The sequence below is a fragment of the Microbacterium sp. Y355 genome (assembly GCF_059445345.1).
Genome location: NZ_JCAIUD010000001.1, coordinates 2,586,637 through 2,599,752 on the forward strand (window position 1 = coordinate 2,586,637; position 13,116 = coordinate 2,599,752).

13 protein-coding genes are annotated in these 13,116 nt (G+C 65.7%); 10 read left to right on the top strand and 3 right to left on the bottom strand.

Annotation, left to right across the window (positions count from 1 at the left end; all coding sequences use genetic code 11):
* Nucleotides 1-37: 37 nt before the first annotated feature.
* The gene (soxR, locus tag AC1C2O_RS12420; protein WP_495430748.1) at nucleotides 38-514 is read left to right on the top strand and encodes a redox-sensitive transcriptional activator SoxR; all 477 of its coding nucleotides are present in this window, start codon (nucleotides 38-40) and stop codon (nucleotides 512-514) included.
* A gap of 43 nt (nucleotides 515-557) precedes the next feature.
* On the opposite strand, the gene AC1C2O_RS12425 is transcribed toward soxR, so the two are convergent.
* Together AC1C2O_RS12425 and AC1C2O_RS12430 are read right to left on the bottom strand one after the other, a co-directional pair.
* A complete protein-coding gene (locus AC1C2O_RS12425; protein ID WP_495430749.1) occupies nucleotides 558-1,763 on the bottom strand; it encodes a lactonase family protein in 1,206 nt (401 codons plus the stop codon).
* Between the two features lie 231 nt (nucleotides 1,764-1,994).
* A complete protein-coding gene (locus AC1C2O_RS12430; RefSeq protein WP_495430750.1) occupies nucleotides 1,995-3,281 on the bottom strand; it encodes an adenylosuccinate synthase in 1,287 nt (428 codons plus the stop codon).
* 139 nt (nucleotides 3,282-3,420) lie between these two features.
* On the opposite strand from AC1C2O_RS12430, the gene AC1C2O_RS12435 reads away from it, so the two are divergent.
* From AC1C2O_RS12435 to AC1C2O_RS12470, 8 genes are all read left to right on the top strand, one after another.
* Nucleotides 3,421-4,110 (top strand): Pr6Pr family membrane protein, encoded by a 690-nt coding sequence (locus AC1C2O_RS12435; RefSeq protein ID WP_495430751.1) that lies wholly within the window; start codon nucleotides 3,421-3,423, stop codon nucleotides 4,108-4,110.
* 212 nt (nucleotides 4,111-4,322) lie between these two features.
* Nucleotides 4,323-5,288 (top strand): AAA family ATPase, encoded by a 966-nt coding sequence (locus tag AC1C2O_RS12440; protein ID WP_495431732.1) that lies wholly within the window; start codon nucleotides 4,323-4,325, stop codon nucleotides 5,286-5,288.
* A gap of 29 nt (nucleotides 5,289-5,317) precedes the next feature.
* Nucleotides 5,318-6,205, top strand: coding sequence for a DUF58 domain-containing protein (locus AC1C2O_RS12445; RefSeq protein ID WP_495430752.1), 888 nt, complete (start codon nucleotides 5,318-5,320; stop codon nucleotides 6,203-6,205).
* Nucleotides 6,192-6,683 carry a hypothetical protein gene (locus AC1C2O_RS12450; RefSeq protein ID WP_495430753.1) on the top strand — a complete coding sequence of 164 codons (492 nt, stop codon included), beginning with the start codon at nucleotides 6,192-6,194 and terminating at the stop codon, nucleotides 6,681-6,683. Before AC1C2O_RS12445 ends, AC1C2O_RS12450 begins: the two co-directional genes overlap by 14 nt.
* The gene (locus AC1C2O_RS12455) at nucleotides 6,674-7,660 is read left to right on the top strand and encodes a VWA domain-containing protein (RefSeq protein ID WP_495430754.1); all 987 of its coding nucleotides are present in this window, start codon (nucleotides 6,674-6,676) and stop codon (nucleotides 7,658-7,660) included. Before AC1C2O_RS12450 ends, AC1C2O_RS12455 begins: the two co-directional genes overlap by 10 nt.
* Nucleotides 7,657-8,703, top strand: coding sequence for a vWA domain-containing protein (locus tag AC1C2O_RS12460; protein WP_495430755.1), 1,047 nt, complete (start codon nucleotides 7,657-7,659; stop codon nucleotides 8,701-8,703). Before AC1C2O_RS12455 ends, AC1C2O_RS12460 begins: the two co-directional genes overlap by 4 nt.
* Complete coding sequence (locus tag AC1C2O_RS12465) at nucleotides 8,700-9,467, top strand: hypothetical protein (RefSeq protein WP_495430756.1); 768 nt, start codon at nucleotides 8,700-8,702, stop codon at nucleotides 9,465-9,467. Before AC1C2O_RS12460 ends, AC1C2O_RS12465 begins: the two co-directional genes overlap by 4 nt.
* Nucleotides 9,461-10,582 carry a hypothetical protein gene (locus tag AC1C2O_RS12470; RefSeq protein ID WP_495430757.1) on the top strand — a complete coding sequence of 374 codons (1,122 nt, stop codon included), beginning with the start codon at nucleotides 9,461-9,463 and terminating at the stop codon, nucleotides 10,580-10,582. Before AC1C2O_RS12465 ends, AC1C2O_RS12470 begins: the two co-directional genes overlap by 7 nt.
* A 21-nt stretch (nucleotides 10,583-10,603) precedes the next feature.
* On the opposite strand, the gene AC1C2O_RS12475 is transcribed toward AC1C2O_RS12470, so the two are convergent.
* Nucleotides 10,604-11,308, bottom strand: coding sequence for a ZIP family metal transporter (locus AC1C2O_RS12475; protein WP_495430758.1), 705 nt, complete (start codon nucleotides 11,306-11,308; stop codon nucleotides 10,604-10,606).
* A gap of 233 nt (nucleotides 11,309-11,541) precedes the next feature.
* Between AC1C2O_RS12475 and argG the strand changes: the two genes are divergently transcribed.
* Nucleotides 11,542-12,987, top strand: coding sequence for an argininosuccinate synthase (gene argG / locus AC1C2O_RS12480; RefSeq protein WP_495430759.1), 1,446 nt, complete (start codon nucleotides 11,542-11,544; stop codon nucleotides 12,985-12,987).
* Nucleotides 12,988-13,116: the final 129 nt, after the last annotated feature.

A 13,116-nucleotide genomic window follows, 5' to 3' on the forward strand; every position in this document is an offset into this window, starting at 1 on the left:
GTTGAGGTCAAGTCGACGGCGTAACAGGGAGAACCGCATGCCGCAGTTAGATGGAGACAGGAACCGACAACTCACGATCGGCGAGCTCTCCAACCGCAGCGGGGTCGCGGCATCCGCATTGCATTTCTACGAACGCAACGGCCTGATCACCTCTGCGCGCACGGAGGGAAACCAGCGTCGCTATTGCCGCGACGCGCTGCGCCGTGTCGCGTTCATCCGGGTATCGCAACGCGTTGGTATCCCCCTCAAAGACATCCGCGCGGCCCTCGAGTCTCTGCCGGAGGGACGCACCCCGACCAAGAAGGACTGGGCCCGCCTCTCCCAACGCTGGCGCGACGAGTTAGATGCGCGCATCCGACAGCTCGAGCATCTGCGTGGCGACTTGGACGGATGCATCGGATGCGGATGCCTGAGCCTGAACTCGTGCGCGCTGCAGAACCCGGGAGATGTTCTCGGGGCGGCAGGTGCGGGGCCGATTCGATGGCTCAAGTCGGGGTCGCCAGGGGCGGAGTGAGCGGCGGCGCCTGGGGCATGACGGCCCGTGGCGCCCCGGTATTTCAGGCAAGCAGCAGGTGCGTCGGCGCCGGAGCGGGGGCGCGATGGCGGATGCCGCGGGGCGCACCAGTGCGCTCATCGAGGTCGAGCACGCTGATCTCGTTCGAGCGCTGACCGGCGACGAGCAGGGAACCGTCGTGGACGAGGTGGTGCCGCGGCCAGTCCACCCCGGATTCGGCGAGCGCGAACGGTTCGATGCTCTCGCCCGCTCCACGCACGCGCAGTGCGGCAATGGTGTTGCTGCCGCGCACTCCCGCGTAGAGGGTTTCCCCGTCACGGGAGCGTGACAGCTCGGCGGGGAAGTCGAATCCGATCTGGGCGGACGGGCTCACCGATGTCGCCGCGATGAGCGCCCAGCGCCCGTTGGGTTGGGGCCCGAACGTGAAGACTTCGCAGGAGTACTCGGTGACGACATGCAGGTGACCACTGGGATGCACGACCATGTGCCGCGGTCCGACGCCGTGCGGAAGCACGATCTGATGATCGAGCGTCAGCCCACCCGCCGTGGGGCGCCAGATGCGCACGAGGTCGAAGCCGAGGTCGGTGGTCGCGATGCGTCCGTCCGGCAGGAACGCCGCGGAATGTGCGTGCGAGGAGCGTGCGGGCGCTTCCTCCTCGGCGGATTCGGCGACCTCGGCCTCGGGCTCGGGTGCGGCGGCGGCGTTCAACCCGAGCATCTCGTCGAAGAGCAATAACCCTGACCGCGGTGCATCAGGCTGAGGCGCCGATGCTGCCGCAGCAGCCGCCAGCATCTCACTCAGGTCGACGGCCTGCGGCTCGGCAGCATCCATGCCGTAGGGGTCGGTGGCGGCATCCGCGATCGACGGCTTCAGCATCCGTCCGTCTGGGGACAGGTCGATACGCACGACCCGGCCATCGACGTAACAACTCGCGACGAGGTACGACCCGCTCGGAGCCACTGCGAGGTGACAGACAGCCGACCCCGCCTCGACCGGACGACCGATCGCGGTGAGCGACTGCTCTCCCGTGCGACGGAACGCCTGGACCGCGCCGTCACCCTCCAGTGCCGCGTAGACGACGTCAAGCGAAGGATGCCGCGCCAACCACGACGGCGATGCGGTCTCTGTGACGGCTCCGCGATACGCGAGGGAGGCAGGCTCGCGCCCCTCTTCGCCTTGGAGCAGGCCGATGCCAGTGGCATCCCCCCCCATATCGGCACCGTAGCCGCCGATCCAGAACTGCGTCATCGCTGTCTCCTCATGAATGCATCCTGGACAGGTGTCACAGTTTGCCGCCTCCGGCCCGGCTTTGCGACCATATGCGACACCTCGCCGAAGTGCTCCATCGGGGAGGTGTCACTGTTTGCCGCTTCCGCCGCGACTAGGCGGCAATGTGCGACCTCCGGCGCCCGCACCTCGTGCTCGCCGGCACCTCGCGCTCGCCGGCACCGATCCGCCGGCACCGATCCTCGGCTCGGCTCAGTCGACGAGGTCGTGCCGGACGATCACCTGATCACGCTCGGGGCCGACTCCGATAACCGAGAGACGAGTCCTGCTCATCTTCTCCAGCGCGAGCACGTAATCCTGCGCGGTCTGCGGCAGATCCTCGAAGCTGCGAGCCGTCGAGATGTCTTCGCTCCAGCCGGGGAAGTACTCGTAGATCGGCTTCGCGTGGTGGAAGTCGGTCTGGTTCACCGGCACATCTTCGAAACGCGCTCCGTCGACGTCGTAGGCGACGCAGACCGGAATCTGGTCGAGACCGGTGAGAATGTCGAGCTTCGTGAGCACGAGGTCGGTGATGCCGTTGATTCGCGTCGCGTAACGCGTGATCGGGGCGTCGTACCAGCCGACCCGGCGCGGACGCCCGGTCGTCGTGCCGAACTCGAAACCTGCAGAGCGCAGCCAGTCGCCCTTGTCGTCGAACAGCTCGGTCGGGAACGGTCCAGATCCGACGCGGGTCGTGTATGCCTTCACGATGCCGACGATGCGGTCAAGACGGCCGGGTCCGACGCCGGATCCGGATGCCGCGCCCGCTGCCGTTGCCGTCGAGGAGGTGACGAACGGGTAGGTGCCGTGGTCGATGTCGAGCATGGTGGCCTGGCCACCCTCGAAGACGACGATCTCGCCTCGCTCCAGAGCCTCGTCGAGGAGGTGGCCGGTATCGGCGACCATCGGACGCAGTCGGTCAGCGTAGGAGAGCAGCTCTTCGACGATCTCGTCGACTGTGACGGCACGACGGTTGAAGACCTTCACGAGCAGGTGGTTCTTCTGATCGAGCGCGCCCTCGACCTTCTGGCGCAGGATGTTCTCGTCGAAGAGATCCTGCACGCGGATGCCGACGCGGTTGATCTTGTCGGCATAGGCCGGGCCGATGCCCCGACCGGTCGTGCCGATGTTGCGCTTGCCGAGGAAGCGCTCGGTGACCTTGTCGAGGGTGCGGTGGTACTGCGTGATGAGGTGCGCGTTCGCGCTCACCTTGAGCTTGGAGACGTCGATGCCACGAGCGGAGAGCGCCGTGAGCTCATCGAAGAGCACCTCGGGGTCGATGACCACGCCGTTGCCGATGACAGGGGTGACGCCAGGAGAGAGGATGCCTGAGGGCAGCAGGTGCAGCGCATACTTCTCATTGCCGACGACGACGGTGTGCCCAGCGTTGTTGCCGCCGTTGAACTTCACCACCCAGTCGGTACGGTCACCGAGCAGATCGGTAGCCTTCCCCTTGCCCTCGTCGCCCCACTGGACTCCGACGATCACGATTCCTGGCATGGGTGTCCCCCTGGATTCTGCCCGCCTCGGTGGATCGCACGAGCAGTCCCATCTTAGCGAAGCCCCACCACCGCCCCGCCGTGCGCGCGGAGCATCGCGCCAGCCGCAGCCTGGACGCTATGGTTACCGCGGAGGAACCATGACGACCTGGTGGCCATACGCACGACTTGCCGCAGCAGTGCTCGGCGCAGCCGCAATCATCACTCAGCTGACGAGGACTCTGCACAATGGTGCCATCTCGACGACCGAGTGGGGCGCGCATGTTCCGACGCTCGCGGCGAACTTCCTCAGCTTCTTCACGATCGAGTCGAATCTTCTCGCCGTGATAGTCCTCTCGATCGGCGCGATCTGGGCGTGGACCAGCGGCCGAAAGGAAGAGCAGGAACCCGGCTGGTTCGCGGTGCTGCTGGTCTGTGTGAGCACGTACATGATCGTGACGGGCATCGTTTACAACCTGCTGCTGAGGAACGTCGAACTCCCCCAGGGCGTCACGGTGCCGTGGTCGAACGAGGTGCTCCACGTCGTCATCCCGCTGTTCCTGCTGGCTGATGTGCTTTTCGCGCCGAAGCGGCGCGCGCTCCCATGGAGCGCGGTGGCGATTACGGCGATCTTCCCGATTGTCTGGGCCGCATATACGCTGATCCGCGCCAATTTCATCATCGCCCCCGCCACAGGTGACGCCTGGTGGTACCCGTACCCCTTCCTCGACCCGCACCTTGTTCCGGGCGGGTATCTGGGTGTGTCCGGCTACATCGTCGGGATCGCTGCCGCGATCATCGCTGTCGCAGCGTTCGTGGTGTGGATCGGCCGGCGCCGCGCGCGCTCATAAGCCAGCGCCCCCGCTCCCGTTGACACAGGGTGCTCGGGTTACCCTGTTCTGGTGCAATCGAGGAGACAGTGATGAATCAGGCCTATCCCGCATCGAACGGTAACTCGGCGGCTCCACCTCCGCCTCCCGCGCCTCCTGCGATCCCGCGCCCAACGACCAGCCCAGCAGCAAGTCCGGCGCCTGGCCAGGACACCGCCCCGAGCGCGGCGGAAATGCAGCACGCCGCCGATGTTCTGGCAGTCATCTCAGACGCGTACTCGGCGAAGATGGTCGGCCAGGAGCGGCTGCGCACCAGCCTGCTGGTCTCCCTCATCGCCGGCGGGCACATTCTGCTCGAGTCCGTGCCTGGCCTTGCGAAGACCACCGCCGCGAGCACGCTGGCCGACACCATCAAGGCCAGCTTCAAACGCATCCAGTGCACGCCAGACCTCCTTCCCAGCGACATCACCGGCAACCAGATCTATGACGCCGCGAACGGATCGTTCCGCACTGTCCTTGGCCCCGTGCACGCGAACTTCGTGTTGCTCGACGAGATCAACCGCTCCAGCGCCAAGACCCAGTCGGCCATGCTCGAGGCGATGCAGGAGCACCAGACCACTATCGGCGGCGAGGTGCACCACCTGCCCAAACCGTTCCTCGTGATCGCCACGCAGAACCCCATCGAGCAGGAGGGCACCTACGAGCTTCCCGAGGCACAGATGGACCGCTTCCTCCTCAAGGAGATCGTCGACTATCCGAGCCCCGCAGACGAGTTCGAGATCCTGCGCCGCATCGACTCAGGTGTGCTGGATCCTGACCGCCACGTCGCGAGCGCCGTCTCCCTCGAAGACGTGAAGCTGCTGCAGGATGTCGCCAGCCGCATCTACGTCGACGACGCGATTCGCAACTACATCGTCTCGCTCGCCTATGTCACCCGTAATCCCGGTCCGTACATCGGCGAAGACCGCGCTCGCTACATCAAGTACGGTGCCAGCCCGCGCGCCAGCATCGCTTTCCTGCAGGCATCCCGCGCCCTGGCCCTGCTCAACGGCCGCTCGCATGTCATCCCCGAAGACATCCGCACACTCCGCCACGTCGTCCTCCGCCATCGCGTGCTGCTGACCTTCGAAGCGGATGCTGAGGGCATCCGAAGCGAGGAGATCATCGACCAGATCTTCACCTCGGTGCCGACGCCGTAGCGCCGCCCTTCGACAAGCTCAAGGACCGGATGCCTAGTCTTATCACGCAGGTGAAGAGCAAGCTCTTCATCCACTCTTCACAGAAGTCGATGCACGCGCTCGACGGCGCCTACGCGTCGCTGCTGCACGGGCGCAGCCTCGACTTCGAAGACCTGCGCAAGTACGAGTACGGCGATCAGGTGCGCGACATCGACTGGCGAGCGACTGCCAGGCTCGGCACTCCCCTGGTCAAACGCCATCGCGCGAATCGCATGCACACCGTGCTGTTCGTCGTCGACACTGGCCGCGCGATGACCGCACTCGCGCACGACGAGAGGCCCAAGAAAGACCTGGCTGTTCTGGCGGCGGGAGCCCTTGGCATCCTCGCTCTGCGCCACGGCGACGACTTCAGCGTCGTGCATGGCGATAGCGATCGCATCCGTCGCCGAGCGCCCGGGCGCAGCGAGGGCGCACTCGAGCACGTCTTGCGCACAATCGATCAGGCCATCTCCACCGCCACAGCACCCAGCGACCGCGACGCACTCCTCTCTTATGTTGCGCGGACGATCGCGCAGCGCTGCATCGTCGTCATCATCACCGATGACGCACCGGTGACCGACGAGAGCGAACGGATGCTGCGCCGACTGCGCGTGCAGCATGACGTGCTGTGGATCACTCTTCGCGATGCAGACCCGGTGCTCGATCACGCGTCGAACGCGGCACGTGCCGATGTGTACACCCGATGGGCTGTTCCCGACTTCGTGCACGGCGACAGTGAAGTGCTCGGTGAGCTGCTCGCACAATCGCAGGCGGATACTGAGCGCCGCACCCGCCTGCTCGACCGGCTCGAGATCACGCACGCAACCCTCGACACTCAGGATGACGCGGTCCCGCAGTTGCTGCGCATGCTGAATCGGAGGGCGCATGTCAGGAACTGACGAGCTCTACCCTCCCGCCCAATACGGCTGGGGGTGGATGCTGCTCGCGATCGGCATCATCGCCGTGCTCATCCTCGCCGCATGGCTGTTGATCTTCTTGACCAGGCCCAAACGCAGCATGACCCTGCAGGGTGAGCCGCCGCAGCTCGCCCCATCCACCGACGATGTGCTCACCATGCTGAGAATGGAATATAACGAACGCATCGGCCAGATCGAGGCCGACTACCGCGCGGGCGCTCTCACCGCGCGCGGCGCCAACCTCGAGCTCAGCCGCATCGTTCGCACGTTCGTCAACGAGTACAGCGGGCTGGAGGCCCCCGTGCTCGCCCTCGACGATCTGCAACGACTCGGCGTGCAACCAGCGCTGATCGACGCGATGAAGCGGCACTACTACCCGAGCATCTTCCGCAGGGAGCCCGCGGTCGACCCGGCCGCAGGCTTCGAGGCTGCCCGCAAGGTGGTGGCGTCATGGCACTAGCGAACTGGTGGCTCCTCCTCGTCGCGATCGCCGTGATCGTCATCGCGATCACTGTCGGCCTACTCATCGGCATTCGCCGGGGAGCCCGACACCGCGAGACACACAGCGCCCCGATCGCGCGCGCGGAGCGACTGCGCGCGCTGCCGTCGTTCCAGCACGCTGTCCGCCGGCGCCGGGCCGCCCTCATCGGCGTCGTCGCGCTCGGCGTGATCGCAGCCGCAGTCGGCGGAATCGTAGCCGCGCGCCCGATGTCATCCGAGACGATCCAACCGATCAACACGAGCCGCGACATCATGCTCTGCCTCGACGTCTCCGGATCCATGAGCGACGTGGATGTCGAGGTGCTCGCTGTCTTCGAAGAGCTCCTCGACGGCTTCGAAGGAGAGCGCATCGGCCTGACCATCTTCAACAGCTCGCCGGTGCAGGTCTTCCCGCTGACCGACGACTACGACTTCATCCGCACACATCTGCAGAGCATCCGGAAGAGCTTCGACTTCATCGAGGAGATTCCCGAGCACTGGGTCGGCACCCTGAACGGTCCAGGTGCGTCGCTGATCGGAGATGGGCTTGCGTCCTGCGCCATGCGCTTCGATCACCTCGATGAGGAGCGCAGTCGCTCGATCATCCTCGCCACCGACAACGAGCTCGCCGGAGCATCCATCGTCACGCTGGAAGAGGCCGCGAACTACGCGGCATCCGTCGGTGTGCGCGTCTTCGCGCTGAACCCGGTGCAGGGAGTCGACACCGAGATCAGTGACGAGCTCGTCTCCGCAGCACAGATCACCGGCGGCGAGGCCTACGGCCTGCGCGAGACAACGACGGTGGCCGACATCATCGCAGACGTGCAGGAGCAGGATGCCGCCGAGCTACGAGGCCAAGCGCAGGTGGTGTGGACCGACGCTCCGAACCTCTGGATCGCCGTACTGCTCGTCGCCGGCCTCGGCTTCGTGGTGCTGCTGTGGAGGGTGAGACTGTGATCTTTCAACCCGTCCTCAACGTCTTCCTGCTTCTGCTGCTATTCGCACCCGTGGTGTTCCTCGCCGTATGGATGCTAGTGAAGTCGCTGCGCCCTGCCGGTGTCACCTCGGCCCAGCCCGTGGCCGGCGCCTCTCCGCTCATGTGGGTGCTGCGACTGCTGATGCTGCTCGCATGCTTCATGATGCTGCTGCGCCCAGGCATCCCCGGAGGCGCGACACAGACCCTCGCGACAGACACCGACATCGTGATCGTCGTCGACACAACGGCGAGCATCGTCGCGGAAGACTGGGGCGACGCCCAGCAGCGACTCGACGGCGTCCGCCAGGACGTGCAGTCGATCGTCGAGGAGTATCCGGGTGCACGCTTCGCCCTGATCACGTTCGATGCCGCGGCCGAGTTGCGCCTGCCGTTGACCACCGACACCACCGCGCTCATCTCGTCGCTGGAGATTCTGCACCCGGAGGTGACGTCGCAGTCGCGCGGCAGCTCGATCAGCATCGCGAACAGGATGCTGGAGGAGACTCTTGCTACGGCCGCTGAGTCCGCATCCGATCGCTCGCGTATGGTGTTCTACCTCGGCGATGGGGAGCAGACGATCAGCAGCGATCCGGAGTCTTTCGCAGACAGTGCGCAGTACATCGACGCCGGCTCCGTGCTGGGCTACGGCACCAGCGAGGGCGGGCCGATGAAGATCACGACGGGTGGCTTCGGCCCTTCGACAGACGGTTCAGCGGGCACCGGCGGATACATCGAGTACCAGGGTCAGCCCGCCATGTCGGTGATCGACGATGCGAACCTGCAGACCATCGCTGGCGACCTCGGCGCGAGCTATCAGCTGCGATCCGCCGACATCGCAATCGAGCTGCCGGAGGCGCCGACTACGACGACGAGCTACACCGAGTCCGGGTCGGTCGGCAACGTGATCGAGCTGTACTGGATCTTCGCGCTCGTGATGGTGGCGCTGCTCGGCATCGAGCTCGCCCGCGCCACGATGCTCATCGCGCAGATGCGCGGATTGGCGCTTCGGGGAGGTGGCGCGTGACGAATCTCACTTCCTCCTCGCAGGCGGATGCCGCATCCGCTCTGATCCAGGCGAATCGGCGCCGCCGGCGCATCCGTCTTTGGGTGGCCATCGGCACCCTGCCCCTGACGCTCGTGGCACTGCTGTTCGTCGGCAAGCTGCTGAGCATGTACGCCTTCGCACACCAGGCGATCACTTCATATGTCGTCGCGGACTACTCGGGATCCACCGCTGCCGCCGAAGGTCAGGAGTTCCTGAACTGGTTCGAACCGTTCAAGGCGCCCTACAACGTCGGCACTGCTCTGGCCGGCGCTGAGGACGTCGACGGTGCGCGCACGAAGCTCGAGGAAGCGTTGCCCTTGGCCACCGGACTCGAGGCGTGCGCTGTGCGCGTGAACCTCGCCATCGTGATCGAGCGTCAGGGCGATGCCGCGGTCGGCGAGGGCGATGGGGTCGGCGGGGCTGAGCTGTACGGCGAAGCGTTGCTCATCACGGCCGAGACGCCGGAGGAGTGCAACAGCGAAGAGGCCGATTCGCAGTCACCGGACCCGGATCGCAGCATGAGCGACACCCTCGACGGGCTTGAAGATCGCCTGCAGGAGAAGCAGCAGCAGAGCCAGCAGCAGCCTCCTCCTGAAGGTGAGAACGGTCAGGAAGAGCAGCCGCAGCAGCCCGATCAGGACAAACTCGACGAGATCCAGGAGAAGCTTGAGCAGGGCGCCAAGGAGCGCGAACAGCAGGGCGATCAGGACGGCCAAGGCTCCGGGACGGACAAGCCATGGTAGAGCCAGAGAAGCAGCGCGCGCGTTATGTGGCCGGTACTGAGGGCGCACCCCCGTTGCCGCCGCCCGGTGGGTATCACGGCGCCCGGCGCGTGCAGGCGCCGGGCGCTTCAGACGGTGCTCCTTACGGCGCCCCGACTGCGCCGATCATCGGCTCGGCCACAGCCCCTGCAGAGAAGCAGCCCGCGAACGCGATCGGCTGGTCAGCGCTGGTGGTCGCGATTCTGTTCGCACTCATTCTGCTCGGCACGCTGCTCGCAGGCTTCACAGACACGCTCTACGGCGTCACGATGCTGACACTGCAACTCGTCGTGGTCGGTGTCGTGATCGCGGCGCTCGTGACGCCGCGCGGACGCGCGCTCGGCGCATCCGCTCTTGTCATCACGCTGCTGCTGAATGTCGCGACCGTCGGTGCGATGAGTGCGCTGCAGACCTCAGCATCGGGCAGCTACCAGGGCGAGAAGACTGCGGAACAGAAGCACGAAGAGGCATACCCGGGTATCAAGGACGTCGCACCGAACTCGATCCTGTCGCAGATGTCGCTGGAAGAAGTTCGCGTACAGAGTGACGCGGCGCTGGCCGAGATCCGCGAGCGCCTGAGCGATGAGTTCGGATACACGTGGAGCCAGGTCGGGCCGGAGGATCTGCGTCCGGAGCGCAATGGCTATGGCGGCGAATCGATGCTGGTGCAGTACATCTCGGTGCCGTGGATGACAAACGAGCCCATCCAGGACTACAGCCGCAAGCTTCAAGTGATGGGCGTCATCGAAGAGGTTCTGTTCGACTACGGCATGTACAGCATGTACTCCTTCAATGACCCCTCGTCGGGTCTGGATGACACGATCCTGGAGAGGTTCTACGGCAGCACCGACCCTCGTACGCAGAACACGTGGGAGTGGTACACCGACAACTACCCCGATCCGATGCGCTTCTACGCGGTGATGTACGACCTCTCGAACGACCGCACCGGCGAGTTCTTGGGCGAGCGCCAGGCGCAGAGCGATCGCACCGGCGAGCCGCTGGAAGGTCTGCAGATCTATTTCCTGGCACCCCAACTGCTCAGCGAGGCCGACCGGGAAGAGTTCCAGACGCGGATGCAGGAGTATCCGGGGCTCTGAGAGCCTCAAGCGAGGCCGAGCTCACGCGCCGAGCGAGAGTCCGGCGGCGAGCGCGAAGCCGAGCACCGTGGCGAGCCCCGTCGAGTCCTTCGCCTTGGACTGTGCATCAGGAATCATCGAATCGACGAGCATGACCAGCAGCGCACCTGCGGCGAAGCCGCTGGCTCCGGCGCGGAACTCGATGCTCACGGCATCCGCCAGCGCGAAGCCGGCGACCGTGGCGAGCGCACACACGATGGCAACGCTTGCCCACAGCCACAGCACGCGGGACCGCTTCATGCCGCCCTCGAGCAGGTCGGCCGCCGAGCCGATCGACTCGGGCAGGTTGGAGACGACGATCGCGATCACAAGCGCGACGCTCACGCCTTCGCCGGATGCGAGTCCGATGCCGAGCACGAGCTGCTCCGGGATGCCGTCGAGCAGAGCACCCACCGCGAGCGGGCCACCAGCACGACCCCGCGCGGCCGACGCGCGGCGTTCGACGAGCCGATCAGCGAGGTAATAACAGAGCGCACCGGCCGCGACGCCGACAGCGAGGGGAATCGGGCCGCCGAGCTGCAGGCCCTCTTCCCACAATTCGAAGGCAATCGATGCCATCAGTGCGCCAGCGCCGAAGCCGAGCACGATGCCCAGCCAGTGCGGCGGCCAAGTGCGCAGCAGCGCCAGCAAAGCACCCACGAACAGCGGCGCAGCCGCCACCAGTCCCCACAGCACCGCCTGACCCATGTTGCTCCTCCGCGATTCACTCTGGCACTGTCGACAGCGCCATCGCAATGGCGTTCTGATGGGATGCGCACAACCATGGACAAGGCAGGTCGAATCGTCATCCCGTCCGCAGGAATCGCTGGTGGATCCGTCTACGACGGCCTCGTGGCGCTGGCTGCTCGCGAGTCCGGCATCCGCCTGCTCCCTCCACCCGCGAGCATGGCGACACGCCGCGCGCCGATAGAATGGGAATCATGTCCAAGGTCCTTCAGTCTCTTCCCGTCGGCGAGCGCGTCGGCATCGCCTTCTCCGGAGGCCTTGACACCTCCGTCGCCGTCGCGTGGATGCGCGACAAGGGTGCCATCCCATGCACCTACACTGGCGACCTCGGGCAGCCTGACGAAGGCGACATTGATGCGATCCCCGGTCGCGCCCTGGAGTACGGCGCCGAAATCGCGCGCCTGGTCGACTGCAAGACCGCTCTCGTCGAAGAGGGCCTGGTCGCGTTGCAGTGCGGCGCATTCCACATCCGCTCCGGCGGCAAGACCTACTTCAACACGACGCCGTTGGGCCGCGCCGTCACCGGCACCATGCTCGTGCGTGCCATGAAGGACGACGGCGTCGACATCTGGGGCGACGGATCCACCTACAAGGGCAACGACATCGAGCGGTTCTACCGCTATGGCCTGCTTGCCAACCCTCGCCTGCGCGTATACAAGCCGTGGCTCGACGCTGACTTCGTCACCGAGCTCGGCGGCCGCCAGGAAATGAGCGAATGGCTCATCGCGCACGGATTCCCCTACCGCGATTCTGCGGAGAAGGCATACTCGACCGACGCCAACATCTGGGGCGCTACCCACGAGGCGAAGACCCTCGAGCACCTGAACGTCTCGCTGGAAACCGTCGACCCGCTCATGGGCGTCAAGTTCTGGGATCCCTCGGTCGCCATCGAGACCGAAGATGTCACCGTCACCTTCGAGGGTGGCCGCCCCGTTGCTCTCAACGGGGTCGAGTACACCGACCCTGTTGCCCTGGTGAACGAGGCGAACACGATCGGCGGACGCCACGGCCTCGGCATGAGCGACCAGATCGAGAACCGCATCATCGAGGCGAAGTCTCGCGGCATCTACGAGGCTCCGGCCATGGCGCTGCTCTTCATCGCCTACGAGCGCCTCGTCAACGGCATCCTGAACGAAGACACCCTCGCGACCTATCACGAGCAGGGTCGCCGCCTCGGCCGCCTGATGTACGAAGGCCGCTGGCTCGAGCCGCAGTCGCTCATGCTGCGCGAGTCGATCCAGCGCTGGGTGGGTCTGACGATCTCCGGCACGGTCACTATCCGCCTGCGGCGCGGTGACGACTGGACGATCCTCGACACCACCAGCCCCAACCTGTCTTACGGCCCGGAGAAGCTCTCGATGGAGCGCGTCGGAGACGCCGCATTCGGGCCCGTCGACCGCATCGGCCAGCTCACCATGCGCAACCTCGACATCGCCGACTCGCGCTCGCGCCTCGAGCAGTACGCAAGCCTCGGTCTCGTCGGCGGCGCCACTGCCGAGCTCGTCGGCCGCGTCACCGCAGGCGAGGCATCCGAAATCACTGAGCAGGTCGAAGGTTCGGTCTCCGCAACCGACGAGAAGCTCGCGAATGCCGTCGACTCGGCATCCGAGGGCGCAGCCTTCGATTCCGGCACGGACTGACCTGTTCTCGTCGTTTCACCCGTCGGAGGTTGTTGCAAATGACGGAGATTTCCCGCGAAATCCTCCGTCATCTGTAACAGGCTCCGACATCTGCAACACAGACTCCTTCTCCCGCCACAAAGGCACGGC